Source organism: Prevotella sp. khp7 (assembly GCF_900109055.1).
Classification (GTDB): Bacteria; Bacteroidota; Bacteroidia; order Bacteroidales; family Bacteroidaceae; genus Prevotella.
The window spans coordinates 669825-692821 of record NZ_FOIV01000003.1; the positions used below are offsets into that span (position 1 = coordinate 669825).

20 protein-coding genes are annotated in these 22997 nt (G+C 44.8%); 11 read left to right on the forward strand and 9 right to left on the reverse strand.

From position 1 onward, the window contains the following. Positions 1-41: 41 nt before the first annotated feature. Both BMX82_RS09810 and BMX82_RS09815 read right to left on the reverse strand, forming a co-directional pair. On the reverse strand, positions 42-1250 hold the full coding sequence (locus BMX82_RS09810; RefSeq protein ID WP_036911077.1) for a C1 family peptidase: 1209 nt from the start codon (positions 1248-1250) through the stop codon (positions 42-44). 34 nt (positions 1251-1284) lie between these two features. Beyond that, a complete protein-coding gene (locus BMX82_RS09815) occupies positions 1285-2682 on the reverse strand; it encodes an aminopeptidase P family protein (protein ID WP_091768377.1) in 1398 nt (465 codons plus the stop codon). A gap of 96 nt (positions 2683-2778) precedes the next feature. Between BMX82_RS09815 and BMX82_RS09820 the strand changes: the two genes are divergently transcribed. Both BMX82_RS09820 and trpS read left to right on the forward strand, forming a co-directional pair. Continuing rightward, on the forward strand, positions 2779-3630 hold the full coding sequence (locus BMX82_RS09820) for a patatin-like phospholipase family protein (RefSeq protein ID WP_036911073.1): 852 nt from the start codon (positions 2779-2781) through the stop codon (positions 3628-3630). 117 nt (positions 3631-3747) lie between these two features. Next, complete coding sequence (trpS, locus tag BMX82_RS09825) at positions 3748-4839, forward strand: tryptophan--tRNA ligase (RefSeq protein ID WP_036911071.1); 1092 nt, start codon at positions 3748-3750, stop codon at positions 4837-4839. Positions 4840-5031: 192 nt separating this feature from the next. Here the strand turns inward: trpS and BMX82_RS09830 are convergent, their stop codons facing one another. The 4 genes from BMX82_RS09830 to BMX82_RS09845 form a co-directional block, all read right to left on the reverse strand. Next, positions 5032-5457, reverse strand: a complete 426-nt coding sequence (locus BMX82_RS09830; RefSeq protein WP_218142022.1) for a DUF6078 family protein — start codon at positions 5455-5457, stop codon at positions 5032-5034. A 311-nt stretch (positions 5458-5768) separates the two neighbouring features. Next, complete coding sequence (trmD, locus tag BMX82_RS09835) at positions 5769-6449, reverse strand: tRNA (guanosine(37)-N1)-methyltransferase TrmD (RefSeq protein WP_036911069.1); 681 nt, start codon at positions 6447-6449, stop codon at positions 5769-5771. A 92-nt stretch (positions 6450-6541) separates the two neighbouring features. After that, on the reverse strand, positions 6542-7753 hold the full coding sequence (locus BMX82_RS09840; protein ID WP_177172072.1) for a serine hydrolase domain-containing protein: 1212 nt from the start codon (positions 7751-7753) through the stop codon (positions 6542-6544). A gap of 17 nt (positions 7754-7770) precedes the next feature. Further along, entirely contained in the window at positions 7771-8619 is an 849-nt protein-coding gene (locus tag BMX82_RS09845; RefSeq protein WP_036911232.1) for a patatin-like phospholipase family protein, read from the reverse strand. 215 nt (positions 8620-8834) lie between these two features. Here BMX82_RS09845 and BMX82_RS09850 point away from each other — a divergent pair, with 215 nt between their 5' ends. Further along, positions 8835-10487: an LTA synthase family protein gene (locus BMX82_RS09850; protein WP_177172073.1), complete on the forward strand. Its 1653-nt coding sequence runs from the start codon at positions 8835-8837 to the stop codon at positions 10485-10487. Between the two features lie 45 nt (positions 10488-10532). Then, positions 10533-11534: a hypothetical protein gene (locus BMX82_RS09855; RefSeq protein ID WP_091768389.1), complete on the forward strand. Its 1002-nt coding sequence runs from the start codon at positions 10533-10535 to the stop codon at positions 11532-11534. Here the strand turns inward: BMX82_RS09855 and ligA are convergent, their stop codons facing one another. Beyond that, on the reverse strand, positions 11535-13559 hold the full coding sequence (ligA, locus tag BMX82_RS09860) for an NAD-dependent DNA ligase LigA (RefSeq protein WP_091768392.1): 2025 nt from the start codon (positions 13557-13559) through the stop codon (positions 11535-11537). 107 nt (positions 13560-13666) lie between these two features. Between ligA and BMX82_RS09865 the strand changes: the two genes are divergently transcribed. From BMX82_RS09865 to BMX82_RS09890, 6 genes are all read left to right on the forward strand, one after another. Further along, positions 13667-14131 carry a hypothetical protein gene (locus BMX82_RS09865; RefSeq protein ID WP_036911061.1) on the forward strand — a complete coding sequence of 155 codons (465 nt, stop codon included), beginning with the start codon at positions 13667-13669 and terminating at the stop codon, positions 14129-14131. After that, positions 14128-15021 carry a DMT family transporter gene (locus BMX82_RS09870; RefSeq protein WP_036911059.1) on the forward strand — a complete coding sequence of 298 codons (894 nt, stop codon included), beginning with the start codon at positions 14128-14130 and terminating at the stop codon, positions 15019-15021. Before BMX82_RS09865 ends, BMX82_RS09870 begins: the two co-directional genes overlap by 4 nt. Before the next feature lie 103 nt (positions 15022-15124). Further along, positions 15125-15985 (forward strand): ABC transporter permease, encoded by an 861-nt coding sequence (locus BMX82_RS09875; protein WP_091768395.1) that lies wholly within the window; start codon positions 15125-15127, stop codon positions 15983-15985. Further along, positions 15982-17250 (forward strand): ABC transporter ATP-binding protein, encoded by a 1269-nt coding sequence (locus BMX82_RS09880; RefSeq protein WP_091768398.1) that lies wholly within the window; start codon positions 15982-15984, stop codon positions 17248-17250. Before BMX82_RS09875 ends, BMX82_RS09880 begins: the two co-directional genes overlap by 4 nt. Before the next feature lie 24 nt (positions 17251-17274). Next, positions 17275-18324: a glycosyltransferase family 2 protein gene (locus BMX82_RS09885; RefSeq protein WP_091768401.1), complete on the forward strand. Its 1050-nt coding sequence runs from the start codon at positions 17275-17277 to the stop codon at positions 18322-18324. 100 nt (positions 18325-18424) lie between these two features. Beyond that, positions 18425-19432, forward strand: a complete 1008-nt coding sequence (locus tag BMX82_RS09890) for a hypothetical protein (protein ID WP_091768404.1) — start codon at positions 18425-18427, stop codon at positions 19430-19432. A 6-nt stretch (positions 19433-19438) separates the two neighbouring features. Here BMX82_RS09890 and BMX82_RS09895 read toward each other — a convergent pair whose 3' ends face one another. Together BMX82_RS09895 and BMX82_RS09900 are read right to left on the reverse strand one after the other, a co-directional pair. After that, on the reverse strand, positions 19439-20446 hold the full coding sequence (locus BMX82_RS09895; RefSeq protein WP_091768407.1) for a glycosyltransferase family 2 protein: 1008 nt from the start codon (positions 20444-20446) through the stop codon (positions 19439-19441). Between the two features lie 5 nt (positions 20447-20451). Continuing rightward, on the reverse strand, positions 20452-21429 hold the full coding sequence (locus tag BMX82_RS09900; RefSeq protein ID WP_091768410.1) for a glycosyltransferase family 2 protein: 978 nt from the start codon (positions 21427-21429) through the stop codon (positions 20452-20454). A gap of 317 nt (positions 21430-21746) precedes the next feature. Between BMX82_RS09900 and BMX82_RS09905 the strand changes: the two genes are divergently transcribed. Then, on the forward strand, positions 21747-22991 hold the full coding sequence (locus BMX82_RS09905; protein ID WP_091768413.1) for a CDP-glycerol glycerophosphotransferase family protein: 1245 nt from the start codon (positions 21747-21749) through the stop codon (positions 22989-22991). The last annotated feature ends 6 nt before the right edge of the window (positions 22992-22997 follow it).

Below are 22997 nucleotides of genomic sequence, written 5' to 3' on the forward strand. Positions count from 1 at the left end.
TTTTAACAGATTATGCCGTTTTTTACCTATTTTATATGATATCAGATGCCGAGCTTCTTGCGGATTTCGGCTGGGATAGCATTCTTATTGATGAGGAAATCCATTGTGTTTGCGGCAATGAAGGTCTTGGTCATATACCAGGTTCCCTTGTAGTCGCCGGTCTCACCCCATGAGTTCTTTACCATGTAATATTCCTTACCATTCTGATCCTTGGCAACACCGTAGATCAGCATGCCATGGTCATCGGTCAGCTCCCAGTTGTCGAAACGCTCCTGGCGCAACTCCTGTGTAGCGACAATCTCAGGAACAGTGCATCCCAGAGAGTCGATGATGTCGCGTTTCTTAGTGGCGGTCATCTTCAGCCATTTTGCCATGTCGCTGCCCTTGAGGCTCTGCTGTGTCTTTTTGCTGTCAACAGCGTATGCCAGACCCTTGCGGGTGAAGCCGTCCTCAGAAACATCACCGCCCCATGCTACGGTGTAACCCTCGTTTACTGCGTTGTCGATAATCTGCATCATCTCGTCCATAGGTACGTTGTAGCTCTGTGGGAAGCGCCAGTTGTCCTGTACCTCTACGGCAAAAGTGGTGTAGAAGGGATGGTGGGTATAGCTAGTGATGCTTACGTAGTCGTCGAGGTTGATGCCCAGTGAAGCCATGAAGGTCTTTGGTGTATATTCCTTGCCCTCATAGGTGAACTTCTCAGGGCACTTGCCGAGGTAGGCGTCGAGGATACCCTGCATACCGTTCTTCCAGGCATTGCTGATTTTCTTGGCATCGCTCTTGGCAATAGCGGCAACGTATGGCTCTAGCACACCGAAGAACTCATTGAAGTTGTTCAGAGAATCACCATACAGAGAGCCAGGGAAAGGCATGGTTCCCTCAGGAACGATACCATGAGTCTTCAATGTGGCGAGTACGTCTTCGGCACTTCCGCCCTGAGCGAACTGGCAGTCACCATGATAGCGAACCACCTGGATGGCACGCTCCAGATAGGTCTTGTTGGCTACGAAGCTCTCGCAGAGATCGTAGGTTTTACCCGTGGCCTTCAGAATCTCAGACTCGAAGTATGAAAGGGTAGAGTAATCCCAACAGGTACCCGAACGGTTCTGGTCCTTGATGCTTGTGATAGGATTCTCCTTAATGATAGTAAAGACGGGCTTGTTAGCGTCTTTTGCGGGTGCCTTTTTCTTGGCAGCCGATGCACTGAGAGCCATCATGGCCACGAGTGCGAGTGTCAGAGTTTTTTTCATAAATTTAATCTTACTATTGTTTCAATTGTATTGTTTAGTAATTGTTCTTTTCCATAAAAGCCTCAAGATCCTTGGGGTGATAAGGAATGCGCTTCTGTCCGAGGAAACGGCAGCCGTCTTTCGTGATCAGAATATCGTCTTCGATGCGTATACCGCCAAAGTCCTTGTATGTCTCTAGTTTGTCGAAGTTCAGGAACTCCTTGCAGTGTCCGCTGGCCTTCCACTCGTCTATCAGGGCGGGGATGAAATAGATGCCTGGCTCGTCGGTTACAACGAAACCCTCTTCCAGCTTGCGCCCCATGCGTAGACAATTGGTACCAAACTGCTCCAGATTGGGGCGTGTCTCTTCATCGAAGCCAACATATATCTGTCCCAGTCCTTCCATATCGTGTACGTCCATACCCATCATGTGTCCCAATCCGTGAGGCAGGAACATGGCGTGGGCTCCGGCAGCGACAGCCTCGTCAACGTCGCCCTTCATCAGTCCGAGTTCCTTCAGTCGCTCCGTCATCAGACGGCATACGGCGAAATGTACATCGGCATACTTTACACCGGGCTTAGCCACCTCAAGTACATAGTCGTGACAGGCCTCTACAATAGAGTAGATGTCGAGTTGTCGCTGGGTGAACTTACCTGACACAGGCATGGTACGGGTATGATCTGAGCAATAGTCGTTGAGTTCGCAACCTGCATCACAAAGTGCCAGACGACCCGCTTCTAACTTAGCATCGGAGGGGTTGCCATGCATGATTTCACCATGCTGTGAGAAGATGGTGGCAAAACTGTTTCCCTGAGCCAGACTGCGGGCGATGCCGTCCACCTGACCTGCCACGAAACGTTCTGTCACACCAGGCCTGATAAGCAATTGGGCTGTGGTGTGCATCACGTAACCCACGTCGCAGGCAGCATCGATATATGCTATCTCCTCGGCACTCTTCGTGGCACGCATCTTCACTACGGCTTTGATGAGCTTCAAGGAAGCGGCCTCTTTTTGCTGGGTGGGATGGATGCCCAAAAGGTCCATGATCTGAATCTTTGTATCGAAACGATAGGGAGGCAGGAAATGGATTGTGCGCCCCTTTGCCTTGTTGCAAAGCGTCTTCAGTTCCGCCATTGGAGCTGTATTGCTGACACCTACCTCTGAAGCCAGATCGGCTACAGATGGGGTGAAGCCCATCCACACGATGTCTTCCACGTCGATATCGTCACCAAAGATTATCTCTGTGTCATTGTCGATATCAATGACACCTACCAGCCCGTCGCGGTGCTGTCCAAAATAATAAAGGAACGTGGAGTCCTGTCGCATGGGAGCGTAGGCATTGGCGGGATAGTTTGCTGGAGACTCATTGTTTCCAAACAAAACAATGATGCCTTCGCCAACGAGCTGCTTCAGTTCTTTACGTCGATCAATATAAGTTTCTTTGTTGAACATTTGTCAATGTTTTCGTTATTATTCGTCAAATTGTCGGCAAAGTTACATATTATTCTTCAAAAAGCTGTATCTTTGCGGCAAATTTTTGCAATATTTATGCAGATAGACAGAAAAACTGGACTTGTGTTAGAAGGTGGAGGCATGCGAGGCGTGTTTACATCGGGGGTACTCGATGCTTTTATGAAGTACGATTTAACCTTTCCATATGTGGTTGCTGTGTCGGCAGGTGCATGCAACGGACTGTCGTATATGAGTTGTCAGCCTCGTAGGGCCCGGTACTCGAATATCGATATGCTGCGTAAGTATGACTATATATCGCTGAAGAGTCTGCTCACCCAAGGCAGCATCTTCGACCCCAACATCCTCTATGAGCGCTTTCCTAATGAGATCGTACCTTTCGACTATGAGGCTTACAGGAATAATCCAGCGACATACGAGGTGGTGACTACTAACTGTCTTACGGGGCGTGCAGAATATCTCTCAGAGAAAAACGATGCACGGCGACTGACAGCTATTGTCAAGGCGTCGAGTTCGCTGCCCTATGTGGCTCAGATTACTGAGGTTGATGGTATCCCGATGCTTGATGGCGGCATTGTTGACAGTATTCCTGTGGCGCGAGCCATTGATAAAGGCTATTCGCCTAACGTCGTGATACTCACCAGAAATCGTGGCTTCCGTTCTAGTGAACCTGACTTCAAAATTCCTCGTTTTCTCTACAAGGAGTATCCTCGTCTGCGTGTTGTGCTGAGCCATCATGTGAAAGTCTATAATGAGCAGCTTGATCTCATAGAGCGGATGGAGGATTGGGGTGAGATTATCTGCATTCGTCCTGAACGCCCGATGGAGGTTGAGCGCATCTGTCGTGATGTAGAGAAACTTGAAGCCCTCTATGAAGAAGGCTTTGATGTAGGCGAGCGATTCTGCTTAGGGATAAAAAAGGGAAAATAAGGTAAAAAAGAAAAAAAACGCACGGCAAATGACGATTTACCTTATTTACCTTTCTGCTTTCTTACTTTTTTTTATTATCTTTGCAGCCAAATTTGAAATAACAGACATTAAAATACAATGGGAAAAGTAATTCTGACCGGTGATCGTCCCACCGGCAAACTCCACTTAGGGCACTATGTAGGCTCACTTCGCCGCCGTGTCTTGTTGCAGAACGAAGGTAACTTTGATCGTATGTTCGTGTTTATGGCCGACGTTCAGGCATTGACCGATAATGCAGATAATCCAGAGAAAATTCGTCAGAACATCATAGAGGTGGCTCTTGACTACCTCGCAGCAGGTCTTGATCCAGAGAAGTGCGTATTGTTTATCCAGAGTCAGATTCCTGAACTGGCAGAACTTACCACCTATCTGATGAACCTCGTATCGGTAAGTCGCGTACAGCGCAATCCTACTGTGAAGACAGAGGTGAAGATGCGTGGCTTCGAAGGTGAGAGCATCCCTCTCGGCTTTTTCTGCTACCCTGTATCTCAGGCAGCCGACATCACTCTGTTCAAGGCCACTACCGTTCCTGCAGGTGAGGATCAGGAGCCTATGCTCGAGGTAACCCGTGAGCTGGTGCGTCGCTTCAATCAGATCTACGCTCCCGTACTCGTTGAACCCAACATTCTGTTGCCCGAGAACCTTACAGCTCGTCGCCTGCCAGGTACCGATGGTAAGGAGAAAATGTCGAAGTCATTAGGCAACTGTATCTACCTTTCGGATTCTGCTGATGATGTATGGCAGAAGGTACGCTCTATGTATACCGATCCAGAGCACGTGAACCTCAACGATCCCGGTCATGTAGAAGGAAATGCCGTATTTACCTATCTCGATGCTTTCTCATGCGATGACGACTTCAAGGAGTTCCTGCCAGAGTATCAGAACCTTGATGAGTTGAAAGATCACTACCGTCGTGGTGGCCTTGGCGACATGAAGTGCAAGAAGTTCCTCAATCAGGTGCTCAACAAGTTCCTGGAGCCCATGCGTGTTCGTCGTGCCGAGTTCGAGAAAGACATCCCTGAAATATATAATATATTAAAGAAAGGTACGGAGCAGGCTCGTGAAGTCGGGGCTCAGACCATGGATGAGGTCCGTAAAGCCATGCGTATCGACTATTTCAACGATGCTGAACTCATCCGCCAGCAAGCGGAGCGCTTCGCAAACAAATAAAGACCAATCCCAGCCAAGTGGCTGGGATTCTTTTTTGATACGATGAATCGTTACTTTCTTGTAGTGCGGGAAAGGTACTACTATGGTACGGAATAGGGCATACCATAGTACAGATATGGACATACCGTAGTACAAGTGTCGGAATACTGCAGTACGGAACGTCTGTACTGCTCTTAGAGACTATCCTTATGGTCAGTCGTTCCAGTTATGGTGTAGTTCATAAGCTTCAAATTCCAGATGTTGTAGCCCCATTTTCTCAAGTAAGGCCTTAATTGCTTTAATATCATCTGGCGAACAAAGTCTGTCTCCTCGTCTGCGTTCAAAATACCCGGTACGTCCAAATCGTTGCTGGAGGCATTTCATAAAGACACTGTACTGATGAGGTAGCATCTTTTCTTGCATGGCTGCGAAGCCTCTGGCGAAGACTTGAGGCTCATCAGGACGGTAGAACTTGCACCGTTCGGAGGGATGAGTCAGTAGCGGATTCGCAATCTTAACAACCTTGTCGTGCTTGGTTAGTACATGCATGGCCATCTGGCGCAAGCAGTGATCTGCCATTGGGCAGTCTTCCTTCATACAGAGCAGATAATGGTCTGGTACTTCTTTGAAATTGATCATATTCATGCCTTTCGTTTTTTTCTGCTGCCAGCCGAGACTTGGTGGAGGCCGTCTCCTCCGGGATCCAGGGGGAGTGTTGTGTATACCCCTCTCTTGGCCCCCCTTATATAAGGGGCCTAAGAGGGGGTTACACTCCCCCTAGGCTCCCTACGGAGACGGCCGGCGAGGTCTCGGCAACGCAGTTGCAAAGTTACGAGGCCATGAAGTCTAATTGTCGGGTTATGGCTGATTATAGCCGTTATCAGAATCCCGATTTATGAAAATATAACGTTTTTAACTTATGAGAACATGAATACAAGTCAAAATCGCAGTTATTTGTCTTTCAGAAGATCGGGGCGGAGTCGGCGTGTGCGCTCCATAGCTTGCTCAAATTCCCATTCGCGGACTTTCGCCTCGTTGCCGCTCAGCAGAATGTCTGGAACCTTCCATCCTTTGTAGTCGGCAGGACGTGTGTAGATGGGAGCGGCGAGGATATCGTCCTGGAAACAGTCGGAGAGTGCACTCTGTTCATCACCAATCACCCCAGGCACGACACGGACGATGGCGTCGGCAATCATGGCTGCCACGAGTTCGCCCCCCGTCAGTACGAAGTCGCCAATAGAGATCTCTTTGGTGATGAGGTGATCGCGCACGCGCTGGTCGATGCCCTTGTAGTGGCCCGCAAGGATAATGAGGTTGCCTTTCAGCGAGAGTTCGTTGGCCATGTGTTGGTCGAACCGTTCGCCATCAGGCGATGTGAAGATGACCTCGTCGTAGTCGCGTTCAGCCTTGAGGGCCGTGATGCAGCGGTCGATAGGTTCGCACTGCATCACCATACCGGCAGAACCGCCATAAGGGTAATCGTCAACGCGACGCCACTTGTCGAGAGTGTAGTCACGGAGGTTATGCAGGCGTATCTCTGCCAGTCCTTTCTTCTCTGCACGTGCCAGAATGGACTCATGGACGAAGCCTTCGATCATCTCGGGCAACACGGTGATAATATCTATTCTCATTTTGCGTAATAATCTTAAGTTGTTATAATATATCCCTCTATCTTCGCTGCAAAGTTACAACTATTTTTCTATTTTATGGTGAAAAACGATGATTATTTGGACTTTTCGCCTATTCTCGGAAGTTCTCCAGAGAACGAGTCGCTAAGTTGCTCAAAGAGATAAGGAATGGAGGCATAGGTGTTGTCATGTTTTCCTATTCTAACCATGATGAGTTGGTTGTGGGGATTGACGTATAGCACTTGTCCGCGAATGCCATGAGCGTAGAAGCCTGGGTATAGAGGCTTTTCGGCTCCGATACTGCTTGTATTATACCAACAGAAGTGATAGCCGTGGTTATCATTGTCATATTCGGTGGATTGTCGTATCCAGTCTTCACTGACGATGCGTTTCCCATTCCACATGCCACGATTAAGGTAGAGTCGTCCAAGTTTTGCCAAATCTTTCATGGTGGTAGATATGCCGCCGAAAGCGTGAGCAAGGTCATGCTTGTGGCTATCGATGTTGATAGTGGCTGGCGACTCCATCTGCAATGGTCTCCACACTTTTTCACTGAGATAGTCGGCATAGCGTTTTCCTGTGGCTCGTTCGATGACCACACCGAGAATCTGGCTTGTCATACTCTCATAACGGTATTCTGTACCAGGGGGACAACGGAATTTCTGTTGCCGGATCTGCTTTCTCAGATTATGGCCATAATTCAGTTTCGCCATCGCATTGAGTCGCTTCAGATGCTTTATCCGAAGGGAATAGGTGTCATCAAAGTCCAGTCCGCTCTGCATGTTGAGTAAATGTCGGATGGTAAGCTTTTGCCACATAGGGTCTTTCTTCTTCAGTTCTGGCAGATAGTCTGTCACGGCATCATCCACACTTTTGATAAAACCATCGTCGACGGCAATTCCACACAATAAGGAAGTGATGGATTTCGATATCGAGAATATGGTTGCCAGCCTGTCGGTAGAGATATCACCAAAACATTTCTCATAGACGATGCTGTCGTTTTGAATGATAAGGATACCTTGTGTATCGGTTTTTCCTGCCAATGCCTTCTGTAATGTGATGTTATGATACCGAGGGGCTTGGTTGAAAAAATGCAGTGTGTCAATCCAAACTGCCTGTTTCTCTGCATAAGGGAATTGGAATGCCTGTGTCCCATTGGTAATGGTGTCGTGGGCATGATGCTCAAAACTATATATATGTGGCCCGCTTTGGCCATCGGCACGGAGTCCTCTTATAATGGAACATGAATGCATGACCATGCAGAGAGAGCTAAGTAAAACTATACCGGTAAGATGCTTTTTTCTCATAATAAAGTGACATGTCCTCATATTGTATAAAACTCTTTAATATGTTCTATATAATCTTTTCCAACCACTCTTCCGTACTCATAAATGCGGCGCATCTCTTCCGGGTCGTGAGAGATGTGTCCGATACGCAGTTTCTCCTTCGGACGAATGACGAGACAGCGACCTTCTTGCTCTGCTTGACGTATATAGTCCAATTGCTGATTATACATGATATGGCGTTTGTCGAGAGCCTCAATCATCAGGGGGTATTTCCTCAGTGCGATGCGCATTAACGGCATCAGGCGGTTGTGCCCCTTGACATAGCCCTCTGGCTGCGTAAGAACCACCACGTTGCGGTCATAGCCAATCTGCTCGAAGTACTCAAGGGGGATGGAGTCGGCAACGCCGCCATCAAGCACCTTCAGACCTTCTAATTCAACGACCTTTGATGCCAGCGGCATAGAGGCCGATGCGCGAATCCAGTCGTAGGTGAGGGGAGTGGCTTTTTCCAGTTTCTTGTAGATGGCTTTACCTGTCAGTACATCAGTGCAGACGGCGTAGAAGGCCATAGGGTTCTTATCGAAAGCCTCGTTGTCGAAGATGTCGTATTGTGTGGGGATGATGTGATAGCCGAACTCAGCGTTATAGAGATTGCCAGTACGGAGCAGTGATTGCCAGCTACAGTAACGCTTGTCGCGGGCAAACCTCGTATTATATCGAATGGCGCGCCCAGGTTGTCTTGACTTATAATTACAGCCGAAAGCTGCTCCCGCCGATACGCCAATGAGTCCATCGGGTTCAATGCCTGCCTCCATCATCACATCGATGATGCCTGCCGTAAAGAGCCCGCGCATGGCGCCGCCTTCAAGTACCAATCCCTTTTTCATGGGGACAAAGTTACGAATAAGTGAGGGAAATACCAAATTTATTTGGATAATTCCGAACGTGAGCACTTCGAGCATTGCTTAAAGTTACGATTTTTTTTGCAGATACAAAAAATATTCGTATCTTTGCAACCAAAATCTATAATATTGAGATGAATCTTTTATCCAATAAGTATGTGTGCTTTTTTAAAGCACTATGTATTCTGAACCTGCTGGTGATGCATTATACAATCATCATGACATGTGATGTGGAAAAGCCGATGGTGCCAGTAGATTATGTGGATAATTTCTGTTTTGTGACGATAGAGGTGGTGCTACTGATCTCACTCTTTACATTAGCATCCTTGGGGAGATTACGCATCGGCGCATTTCTTACTACGGTCGTTACATGTCTTTGGGCATTCTCGAATATTGTTTATTCCCGCTTCTTCTTTCAGTATATTCCTTATTCGGCGTTTAGCGAGAGTAATAGTCTGGCCGATCCTGTCGTAGTTCGTAGTCTTATTGACGGCTTTCGCTGGGGCGACCTGTATTTTGCGTTGAGTTTGGTATTGGCAATAGTTCTCTATCGGAAGATTCCCGATATGAGATTGAAACTGAAGTCGCTCAAATATTGTGTGGTAGGAATTCTTTCGGTCATCTTATTAGGACTGGCATCACACTGGGTACTGAAGCCGACATTCAGTATGAAAGCCTATGTAGAGGATATTAACTACGAACTGTTCCGTACGTGGCGCTATACGTGTCAGCCTGTGTATACCAATTTCCAGCGTGGTTCAATGCGATGCATGGCATTTGCTTTCATTGAAGAAAAGTTTGGCACTCATAAACTCACAGAAGAAAAGAAGTTGGAAATTAAGCATGAAATTAATCGCTTGAAACCTATGCAGGTGAGTGGACATCATGCTAATTCGGAGATTAAGAACGTGATTATCCTATTGGTGGAGTCATATATGTCGTTTTCAGTAGACATGAAGATAGACAATCAGGAGGTAACTCCTTTCCTCAATTCGTTGGCCCGCGATTCTTCTGTTTATTATAATGGTCACATGACCTCGAATATCCAAGGCGGTGAATCGTCAGACGGACAGTTTATATACATGATGGGATTATTGCCTCTAAGATGCCAAATCTCAATCACTAAGGCGAAGCGCAATACAATGCCTGCCTTACCTGCCATACTGAAACGACAGAGAGGTATGCAGACACGGATGGTGATTCCAACGGCTGCAGCGATGTGGAGTCAGGATGCCATGTGTAAGGCATACGGGATAGAAAAACTTTATTCGAGAAATGATTACCCGAAGTCTCATGGTTCGTTCCTTTCCGATGAACAGGTGATGGCATTGGCTGATTCCGTGGATTCGCAGAGCAGTCAGCCATTCTTCTCGACGGTCCTCACTTTTTCGATGCACAAGCCATATATCGAGAATATCGACAATGAGTTTACGGCTACTGTCGGCGTAGAGCCATCAGAATTCGGCTATTATCTGAATGCCTGTCATTATACGGATAATCAGATTAAACGCTATTTTGACAGTTTGAAAGCAAAGGGACTGTATGACAGTTCGCTGATTGTAATCGTCGCTGACCATCATGTGTCGGAAAACCAGTTGGAATTACCGCCGATTATCAATGAGCGCGAACTGCCTGTATTTATCATTAATGGCGGTTTCTCGAACGATGAGGCATGGCATGGCCAGTGCAACCAACTCGATGTGTTTACCACAATTCTCGACATCCTCAACATTGATTCTGAGTGGCGGGGACTAGGCCATACGCTACTGAATCCACATTACAAAAACTCGCTGACAGAGGCCGGGTACAATTATTCGGAGTGGATAATTCTGAGCGATTATTTTAAAAATTGATAAAAAAGAAAGATAATTGGATTATTATCTGTACTTTTGCACCCAATGAGAAAGGTTGGACTGTTATTCTGGATGCTGTTGGTGACTGCTTTTGCTTGGGGGCAGGCAGTCAGTGACGTGAAGTGTATGACGCTGATGGATGTGCCCTTGGAGGGGACCGACTCGGTGTTTATACCTACTTTGCAGGCTGCGGGATTCCAGCAGGTGAAGTCTGAAGGCGATGATCCTGATACCTATTATTTTAAAGGTGACTTCTACGGCATCAAGGATGCTAAATTGATGGTGACCGTTAATGAGAAAACCCGTCTGTTGTCGGATGTGACGGTAAAATGCGGACCATATCGGACTCGTGAACTTTTTGACCGCAACCAGAAATATCTGTTAGGTAAACTCCAGCGTGAGTGGGGTAACTTCAAGGCGAAGGGTGACGGCTCGCTTCATACGATGACCGATTATGGCTATATTCGTCAGTCCACTTCGCTTGATGCGGAAGGACGCCACACAATAACCTATTTCTATCTGAATATGGCACCTTATTATAAAGATGCTGCCAATATGGGACTGAAGGGATTCATACAGGAGGTAATTACCGAGAATCCTGTGGGTGAGGAAGCCATTCTGCATTTCGATGAAAGGGGCAAACTTGAGGGTGCTGACTTGATAGACAGAAAGTATAATGGCGCGGGTTATATCACTGAGGCTGCACAGATGGAAGCGTCAGGTGAGAAGAGCGTGATAGCCTATGAATATGACGACGAATGCAATTTGCGCAGACAGACGCTGACAAACACGAAGTCGGGTCTGAAGGTAATAAACGAGTATAAATATAATGATGATGGCGAGATGACTCAGCAAAGCAAGAAGGTGTTCGATAAGCAGAACGAGTGCATCATGTCTATCAACATGAAAAACAGCATAGAGGAACGCGATGACAACGGTAACTGGATTAAGAACGAACTGACCCTGACCTATTGGGAGAAAGGTCAGCGACCTCAGACCATGAAAGTTAACCAGACACGCACCATCAGTTATTGGGACGAGGACTGATTATTCTATCATAGATAGGAAATCTTCTTCGCTCACAATCTTAATACCTAATTTCTCAGCTTTCTGGAGTTTCGAGGGACCCATATTCTCTCCAGCAAGGATAAATGAAGTCTTGCTAGAGATACTTCCAACGTTCTTGCCACCATTTTGTTCGATGATAGCCTTATACTCATCACGACTATGGTGAGTAAAGACACCACTGATTACAATGCTCTGTCCTGTCAGCTTGTCGCTCGTCTGGGCAGTCTGTTCCTCTGATAGTTCCATCTGCAGACCGTAGTTTCTCAGGCGCTCAACGATTTCAATGTTTTTCTCATCGTGGAAATAGGTGATGATACTCTTGGCCATCACCTCACCGATGCCCTCAATCTCCTGCAACTCTTCCAATCCGGCATTCATCAAGGAATCGATATTCTTGAAATGACGTGCTAGCAGTTTCGCCGATGTCTCACCTACGAAACGGATGCCAAGGGCAAAGACCACTCGTTCGAAAGGTACTTGCTTTGAGGCGGCAATGCCGTTCACGATTCTCTGAGCTGATTTGGTGCGGCTGCCATCGCCATTGATCTGCTGCACCTCAATCTTATAAAGATCTGCGATGTTCTTGATGAGTCCCTGACGATAGAAATCATCGACAGTCTCAGGACCCAGTGAATCGATGTTCATAGCCTTACGGGCAATGAAGTGTTCGATACGCCCCTTAATCTGTGGCGGGCACCCCGTGTCGTTAGGACAATACCAGGCAGCCTCGCCTTCATAGCGTACCAATGGTGTGCCGCATTCAGGGCAGCGCTTGATGAACTCTACAGGTTGGGCGATGATGGGGCGCTGGTTTACATCTACACCAACGATTTTGGGAATAATCTCACCGCCTTTCTCAACATAGACGTAATCTCCGATATGCAGGTCGAACGAGCGGATGAAGTCCTCATTATTCAGTGTGGCGCGCTTCACGGTGGTGCCTGCCAACTGCACAGGATCCATATTGGCTACAGGGGTGATAGCACCGGTACGGCCAACCTGATAAGTGACTTCATTGAGACGGGTGCACACACGCTCAGCCTTAAATTTATAGGCAATGGCCCAGCGTGGACTCTTGGCGGTAAAGCCTAAGGCGCGCTGTTGGCGCAGAGAGTTTACTTTCAGTACAATGCCATCGGTAGCTACAGGCAGGTTCTTGCGCGCCGTATCCCAGTAGTTGATGAAGTCGTAAATCTGCTGCAGGGTCTTGACTTTTTTCATGCCCTCACTGATTTTGAACCCCCATGAACGTGCCACTTCCAGATTCTCGAAATGTCCATCGGCAGGCAACTCCTCGCCTAACAGATAATAAAGGTAAGCATCGAGCTGACGACTGGCAACTAAACTTGACTTCTGACTTTTCAGTGTACCACTGGCGGCATTGCGAGGGTTGGCGAAGAGAGGCTCCTCGGCTTCCTCGCGCTCCTTGTTCAGACGTTCAAATACAGCCCAAGGCATCAGGATCTCGCCACGTATCTCGAACTCGCGAGGATAGCTTGGGGTTGCAAACAGGTCGTTGGCAACAGGTGGCGTTAGCACTAGGGGAATACTACGGATTGTCTTTACATTGGTAGTCACATCGTCGCCATGCACACCATCACCACGAGTTACGGCCTGTATCAGTTTGCCATCAACATAAGTCAAAGAGATAGAGAGACCATCGTATTTCATCTCGCAGCACACTTCAAAGTCTTCACCAGCCAGTCCTTTCTTCACACTCTCATACCAGTCGGCCACATCCTGTTCGTTATAAGTGTTGGCAAGTGAGAGCATGGGGTATTTGTGTTCTACCTGACGGAACTCCGCATTCAGGTCGCTGCCTACACGTTGGGTAGGGGAGTTTGGGTCAGCCATCTCAGGATGACGAGCCTCTAAGTCCTGTAGTTCATGCATCATGAAGTCGAACTCCTGATCGCCAATCGTAGGTTGGTTTAGAACGTAATATCTGTAGTTGTGCTTGTGCAATTCCTGACGAAGTTGCTCTATGCGTCTGATCTCATCCATTGTATTTCTTATTTAATGCCTGCAAATTTACGAAAAAAAAGAGAAATCACAACTTTTGTCTTTTTATTTTTTCCCCTTTTTATTTTTTTTGTAACTTTGCGGTCGTTATGTGGATGATGTTTCAGGTGATACCGATTATGTGGCGTGCTGTGCGACCAAGTAGGGTTGCCGACATGCCGGCTGTTGTTAATACCTTCTGGCTTCGTAAGGGCTACGAGGGGTTGACATTCTTCGGTAAGATTCTGACTCCCACACAACAAGAGGCTGATGCTTTTAATAGTGGCTTCTCAGCCATGAAGAATCATGAGATGATACATCTGAGGCAAGCACAGTCGTGTGGCGACTCCTGGCTACGTTTCTACCTATTGTATATGTGGTATTGGTTGCGGGCCCTTTCCATGTGTAGGAAACTCAGGAATGCCGGCTATCTGCTGAATCCCTTTGAGATGGAGGCTTATCATAGAATGAATGAGCCTGATTATCTCTCGCATGACGGTTCTGCTACAGAATGGCGGAGGTTTGCCAAGATGACACTTCGTGAACGATTAGATTTTTACAACCATAGATTATGAACAAAAAACTGCAGGCGCATAGCGCTATCTTCTTTGCAAACACAATTTTCGGACTTGGCGTACCCGTCACCAAACTGTTGCTCGACGAGTGGGTTACTCCGATGGGTTATATGGCTTCGCGCTCATTGGGCGCCTGTCTGGTATTTTGGCTGATTGCTGCATTTCTTCCAAAGGAGCATGTGGAGCGTAAAGACCTGATTACAATCCTGATAGGCGGTTTGATGGGATTTGTAATTTCCCAGACGCTTACAGCTTGGGCGCTCGATTATACCAGTCCTGTTTACTTCTCACTCATAGCTGCGCTGACGCCTGTAGCCGTGATGCTTTGTGCTGCACTGACCATTGGCGAAAAGATTACGCCCATGAAATCTCTGGGCGTTCTTCTAGGTATTGTGGGAGCTGTTTTAATGGTACTGATGAGCCAGTCTCAGGGTTCTGGGAAAAACGATCTGATAGGTATCTCGCTGGCTATTCTAAGTGTCCTCACGTGGGCTGTCTATCTGATAATAACCCGCAACGTAGCCTCGAAGTATTCGCCTGTTACGCAGATGAAATATGTTTTTCTCATCTCTGCTATCGTTACAGTACCTATAGCTATTCCTGAACTTTCGGCCAATGCGCTTTATACAGCATCTTGGGGATGGGATGGCGTTGCCGAAATGCTCTTCATTGTTTTATGCGCAACGGCCCTCGGCTATTTCCTGATTCCATTTGCTATGAAGTACTTGCAGGCCACCACGGTGAGTATCTACACCAATCTGCAACCAGTTATCGCATCGTTTGTTGCTATTCTGTTAGGTCAGGACGTTTTTACATGGGATAAGCCCGTAGCAGGTGTTTTGGTTTTGCTAAGTGCCTACATCGTAACGGTAGTAACGGCGAAAGATTAGCTTGAAGGCAAGTGTCGGAACCATTTCCTTATTTAAAAATTTGGTTTTTTACTCAATTTACATTACCTTTGCAGCGCCTTAACTATAAATGAGGTAATCAGAGATGAGAAAAAAAGAACAGAAGCAATACTGGACCATGCGGATTCGGCCCCATGAAAGGCTGTGGCATATCGATCTGGGCGAAATCTGGCGCTATCGTGACCTGACGGAGTTGTTTGTCAGGAGAAACATCGTGGTACAGTACAAACAAACCATACTTGGTCCCTTGTGGTATTTGATACAACCCGTCCTCACTGTAATTATGAACATGGTAGTGTTTGGTGGTATTGCCAAGATGAGTACAGACGGGATTCCTCAAGCCATCTTCTATATGGCAGGTAACATCTGCTGGTTCTATTTCGCAGACTGTCTGAATCAGTCGTCGTCCACATTTACGGCTAATCAGCACATGTTTGGCAAGGTTTATTTCCCTCGTTTGGTAGTGCCTATCGCTGTGGTGATTTCCAATCTCCTCAGGTTCGCCATTCAGGCAGGCTTGTTCGTGGTGATGTATCTTTATTTCTTTTTTAATGGTGCAGACCTTGCCGTTAATTGGGCCATCCTGCTCACACCAGTATTTGTTGTGATGCTGGCAGGCTTAGGTCTTGGCTTTGGCATCCTAATCTCATCGCTGACCACTAAGTATCGCGACTTTACGATACTCTTTACTTTTATCGTCCAGCTTTGGATGTATGCCACACCTATTGTCTATCCCTTGAGTATGGTAGAAGAGAGTTCACTTCGCACACTGATTCTGGCTAATCCGATGACGTCGATCATCGAAGCCTTCAAATATGCCACTTTGGGTCAAGGCTATTTCTCATGGCTCTCCCTTGGCTATAGTTTCCTGTTTATGAGTGTTTTACTACTGTTCAGTATTGTGATATTCAATAAGGTGCAGCGCAATTTCATGGATACTGTATGAAGGCTATTGAATTTAATCATGTAGGTAAGCAGTATCGCTTGGGACTGGTCTCTACTGGCACCTTCAGTCGTGACTTCAGTCGCTGGTGGGCTATGAATGTACTTGGCAAGGAAGACCCCTTCCTGAAGATTGGTGAGACCAACATCCGTTCAAAGAAAGGTGAAAGCGATTTCGTATGGGCACTGAAGGACATAGATTTTAGTGTGGAGCAAGGCGATGTGGTGGGCATTATCGGTAAGAATGGTGCAGGTAAGAGTACTCTGTTGAAGCTGCTTTCACGAGTGACTGCCCCCAGTATTGGCGAAATCAACGTTTGTGGACGCATCGCCTCGTTACTTGAGGTTGGTACTGGCTTCCATCCAGAGATGACTGGTCGTGAGAACATCTATATGAATGGCGCCATCATGGGTATGACTAAGGCTGAGATTACCCGTAAGCTCGACGAAATTGTGGATTTCTCTGGCTGTGAGCGTTACCTCGATACCCCCGTCAAACGCTATTCTTCAGGTATGAAGGTGCGTTTGGGCTTCTCTGTAGCAGCCCATCTGGAGCCAGAGATACTGGTGGTGGATGAGGTGCTGGCAGTAGGAGATGCCGACTTCCAGAAGAAAGCTATTGGCAAGATGCAGGATGTGGCGAAAGGCGAAGGTAGAACCGTCTTGTTCGTCAGCCATAATATGGCGTCGGTTCGTAATCTTTGTCAGAAGGGTATCGTGCTCTGCGATGGCATGACCGATTTTATTGGAACAGCAGAAGAGGCTATCGATCATTATCTGAAGTCTGCTACCACCCAGACAGAGAACCGGAAACTGATGACAGATTGTATAGGCTATTGCAAAAGCTATTTGAAAATCAAAGAGATACAGATTAATAATACACCCTATACCACAACATCATTGTCTCCAAGGCAAGAGGTTCTCGATGTACTTATCAAGGGTACGACCAAAGAACCCATGAAATGTGAGGTGCGTATGATTATCAAGAAACTCGATGGTACGCCATTGGCAGGTTTTATTGAAGGTTGTTATACGGGTCAACTATGTAATATCCAACCTGGCGAGTTTACTTTTGAGCGACATATCCGTCTTCCTAAGTATCTGGCAGATGGTTATTATATCATTGCACTTTATCTGCATGAGCCCCATGTACAGGATTTCTTCCAAGCTCAGAATTGCCAGACCCTCCACGTCGAGGGTTTCTACGAGCCATATGCCCATCCCCTTAGGCTCTCTACCGAAGGTTTCATTGGTCTGGAGTCAGTCTAAGCGAAAAACTACCATAAACTCTATATGCATAAACCATCAGTCAGTGTTATCGTTCCTGTTTACAATGTAGAGCCATATGTTGCGGCTTGTGTTAGAAGTGTCATGCGTCAAACGTATGAGGGGAAAATCGAGTGTATCTTTGTAGATGATTGTGGAACAGACAATAGTATAGAGGTTGTTAAGAAGCTTATAGCAGAATATTCTGGCCCTATTGCTTTCAAAATTATCCATGCTACTCACAATCAAGGTCCTTCAGTAGCTCGTAACATCGGAATGGATGCTGCAACATGTGAATATCTTTACTTTCTGGATGGTGACGATGAGATTACGGATGACTGCTTTGAAACACTGACGGCGCCGCTTGTTGAGGAATTATATGATATTGTTGTAGGGGATATAAAGGTGATAGACGGTGAAAAACCAAGTGGTTGGATGAGACTTAAGTTAGAGGATGGTACAATTCTGAGATCTCCTGATATTATGAAAAACTATCGTCAGAGATGGAATATGACGGCAACAAATAAATTATATAGATCGCAATTTGTTCATGAAGGAAAATTAAATTTTAAAGAAGGAATTCATTTTGAAGATGAACTTTGGGGGTTTCAGACAGCATGTGTTGCAAAAAGTTTATTTGCGTCAAAGAGAGTCACATATAGTATTAGAGTCAGGGAAGGAAGTCGGAGTGTAACATCATATTGCAATAAGAATTCAGTTTCAAGAGCTTATATAATTATACTAATCGAAATGTTTTCATTTGTTAAGAATAGAATGCTTTTTAACTATGAAACATATCAATTCCTGCAATTCTTCTTTTATGAAGCCCTCAGTAAGTTTATGAATTCATTCCTACTTTATGAAAAGACATATAAAGAGTTGCGTCAATACGTAAAACCATCAATTAAGTTACTATTATTAGGAAATAGATTTCGGCTCAAATCATATTTGCGTGATTTCCATTATTACTTACCAGGATTTATCGCGCCTTATTGGCAGTATATGTTTATTTATTGTAGATGGAGAGTCATCAGTAAACTAAGACGGCGCGTTTATAAGAGACATTATAATATATAGGAACTACGATGCGAACGAATGAGGACTCCAACTCTCGCTTTATATAGAAAATGTTGTATCTTTGTGGCATAAATAAACTATCATAATAAGATGTTAGGAAATGGGGAACGAAAAGATTGATTTTGTCATAACATGGGGAAGTAATGATGACCCTGAGTGGAAAAAACAGTATGAATATTACTCTGCCAAGGCCGGTCGGACTGTAGATAGTAGTATATATCGATATCGCGATTGGGATATGTTATATTTCCTATTCAGAGGAATAGAAAAGTTTGCACCTTGGGTTAATAAGGTGTACTTCGTTACCAATGCGAATCCTCCTAAATGGATGAATACCAAGCACCCCAAGTTGATTGTGTTGAATGACAAAGATATTGTTCCGTCTCAATACATGCCTACTTTTAGCTGTTTCCCTATAGAATTCAATTTCCACAGAATAGAAGGACTGTCTGACAAGTTCGTCTATTTCTGTGATGACATGTTTATTATCGATAATGTTTTTCCTACGCATTTCTTTAGGAATGGGCTTCCATGTGATATGGCCATTATGTCGGCTGTGTGCCATAGTAAAGCGAATGTCTATGACAACTGTTGCTTTATGGCGAAGGCTTTGGTAAATCAGTATTTTGAGAAAACGAAGGTTGTGAAGAAAAACATCTTTAAGTGGTATCCACCATCAATCCCATGGGTCGTAAAAGCGAATCTTAGGTATCTTAGACTCCCACAATTTCCTGGTTTCAGCTTGAATCATTTGCCACAGATATATCTAAAGAAAACCTATGATGAGATATGGAAGTGTTGTGGGGGAGAGTTGGCAAGGACATGTGAAAGTAAATTCCGATCTTATGGAGATGTTTCTCCTACATTAATACGTTACTGGCAATTGGCTTCAGGCAATTTTACGCCCTGTAATGTTTACAAATATGGAAAGGTGTTCTATCTCTGCGATAAAAACATATCTGAGAGTGTTGACTGCATTTGTCATCAAAAGAAAAAACTGATTTGTTTGAATGACGGAGATCATGTAACCCATTTCGATGAATATAAAGAAAGACTTATAAAGGCCTTTGAGCAGATATTGCCGAACAAATGTGGGTTTGAATTATAAGAACCTCTATTTATCTGTTATGTCTGAAGAATGAATATATGTTAAGATTTTCTTTATGTCGTGTTTTATCATAAAAGGATTTTTTATCCTCATTATCACCCTTCTAAGATTCCATACACTTTGTACAGCCCATGGCGATGATATGGTTAATAACCATCTGTCTATTGGGCTCCATACTCCAGCCTCATTCATGCAACGCTTGATGTCTTTTATAAATGGATGATGGGAATTGCTGGTATATTTGGTGTCGTGCATTGCTTCATAAAAAAAATATATCCTTTGCTTCACCCTTTGATTTAGAAATATGCCATAAGGAATATGATTACTTATAATATCATCTGCTCTTTTGCATAACTCCAACATATAGTCCAATGTCAGAAGACGTGTATGGGTGGCTGACGTCGGGTTGTTTCTAATAAAGCAAATTTGATGTTTATATACATATACATCTGATTGATTGTTAATAGCCAGTACCAGATTCATCAAATAGTCTTCACATCTGACAATATGCTTAGGGAATGTTAGTGCTTGTTCGTCAAACAATCTTCTTCTAAATAATTTTGCACAGGGACTGGCGGAGATTTCTCTTGCATATTGCATTTCAAGATATTTTTCTTTGGATATAATATCTGGCAATTTCTTTACGCTATCAATGTTCCTCTGATTTGCACCAATAATAATATCAGCTGATTTGCATATATCCATTAATCCGTATATAGAATCCTCAACCAAAAGATCATCAGAGTCCACAAACATAATCCATTCGCCCTTTGCTGTATCTACACCTTGCTTCCTTGCTGCTGTAACCCCGCGATTTTCTTGTTCTATGTATATAACATTGGGCAAATTCTCATACTTCTTACATATCTTGCCAGAATTGTCCGTACTCCCATCATTTACGAGAATCAATTCGATATTCTTGTATGACTGAGACAGAACAGAAAGAATACATTTTTCAACGTACTCAGCTGTATTATATATGGGGATTATGATGCTTACTAATGAGGAGTCCATTTTAACTAACGCTTGATGATTCGTTTAATATCTCTATGGATTAGAGAGGGTTTCTCAAGTCTTCTAATGATTTTTGATGAGAGCAGGCATATCTTCACGGTTCTCCTGTCTGATGCTGCTAATACCAGTCTGTCACTTAACCGTAACATTCGTGCCTCATTCATCCGTCGTATGATATTCTTTACAAAAGGGTGTTTGTTGTTGCCTTGGTAGTTATTGCCTTTTAGAATAATAGGATAATAATAAAGTCGCTGACTGATACTTCCGTTTAACCTTTTTCTATACGTAAGGCTCTCGCCCATAATTGAATCGGCAATATTGCATAAATTGTAACAATAGTCAAATGAGAAAAGAATTGTATGTACAGTCGAGTTGAGACGTTGTCTATAGTAATATACTGGCTCTTTACATATTTGAACATTCTTCCTGTTTGTCTTTGCTATAGCAATATTCGTTAGTAGATCCTGCGCCCTAATCAAATTATACTCAAACGCATGAGGACTATTCATTACCAATTGCTTTCTATACAGCTTTCCCCAGGTGGAAATACTTGTCGTGATGGAATAGATTCTGTAAAGGTACTCTTCCCAACTATAGTAATCAGGTAAACCTGTATTTTTATTATTTAGATGTCTGCCGATAACAATATCACAATCATCTCCTGATAATTGTACTAGCCTTTTAATGCTATCCTGTAGTAGCACGTCATCTGAGTCAACGAACATCACCCATTCGCCACGAGATAGTATAACCCCTTTCTCTCTTACTTTGGTCAGTCCCTGATTTTCTTGTTCTACATATCTGACATGAGGCAGATTTACATATTTCTGACATATCTCACCAGAGCCATCCGTACTTCCATCATTGATGAGAATGATTTCAGTATTGGTATATGACTGCGACAGAATGGACTGAACACATTCATCGATGTATTCTGCTGTATTATATATTGGTACTACGATACTGACTAATGGCTTATGCATATTAATCTATTGGAGAAACATCTTTCTCTTTTTCGGTTGTGGTTGATGGCTGGTTCATCTCTCTATTTTATTCCGGCTGCAAAATTACGTAAAAAAGCCGAAGATTCCAAATAATCCGCGGTGAAACATTTTATTTTACTCCGACTAAACCTCTATTTTACTCCGACTAAAGTATGGGTTTACTAGGAGTAAAGTAACAGGGAACTACAATCAAAGTTCTGCGAAGGAAATAAAATTTTAAAGAAAAACCCATCGCTTTTTGGTGTTTTGCTCGAATTTTATTAATTTTGCAAATTGTAAGATATATAAATATAAGGATGAACCTTAGCCATAAATTGTGGATGATTGTGAAACCCTTTGCAAGACCTGTTGGAGGAGCAATGATTATTGCTCTGTTCTATCTGTTGCGCATATTTCCAATCAAAAAGAACAAGGTGCTGGTGAGCGTGTCTGCTGGCAGAAACTTTAACGATAACCAGAAATATATCATGGAGGAGCTGCATAAGCTTTGCCCTGATATAGACATTGTGTGGGTAAAGGATCCGCGCTATGCGTATGAGGTACCTTCGTGGATGAGAATTGTCAGATGGCGTTCGCTTCGCTATTTCTATGAATATGCGACTGCTAAGATATGGACCAATAACTGTTTGGATCCAGATTATTACGTGAAGCGTAAAGGGCAGATGTATGTTGAAACTTGGCACGGCGGACTTGGCATCAAAAAGGTGTCGCGTGATATTGAAGGGAAATATGCGACGCAGAAAAGACAGATCTCGTTTTTCAAAAATGCCTCTGATATGGCGGATGTGTTTATCTCGAACTCCGACCATCTTTCAAAAATCTATCGCAGGGCGTTCAGATTTCATGGCCCTATCTGGAAATGCGGCTATCCTAAGAACGACATGCTGGTGCTGAACAACCCTGAAGAGGGCTTGAAAGCCCGTAAAGAGCTGGGCATCCCATTGAATAACAAGGTCCTGCTCTATGCGCCAACCTGGCGACTCAGTTTCTCCGGGGATTATCAGATTGATATGAATGTATACAGCCTTGACATGCAACGTTTGAAGAAGGTGTTGACGGAGAAGTTTGGAGGCGAGTGGACGATGGTGATCAGATTTCACCCCAGTTTGAGACTATATGTGAAGGACTATCAGAAAACGCATCCGGATGTGAAGGATGTGACTGACTATCAGGATATGCAGTGCCTGCTGATGGCAACGGACGTGATGATAAGCGACTATTCGAGTTGTATCTTCGATGCTGCCCTGAGGCGGATTCCCTGTTTTACGTATGCCACAGACTTCAATCAGTATAAGAATGAAGAAAGGGGCGTGTATTATGAGATGGAGGAATTGCCGTTCCCGTATGCCACGAATAATGACGAACTGGAACAGAACGTGAAGGCATTCAATGAAGAGGACTATCTGAAGAGGTGGGACGCCTTTGCCCTGAGGATGGGACTGAACGAAACAGGCCACTCTGCCAAGGATATCGCGAAGAAGATGGCCGATTTCTTGAATGGTAAGAAAGTTATATGGAATAATGACTATCCAATAATATAGCTAAGA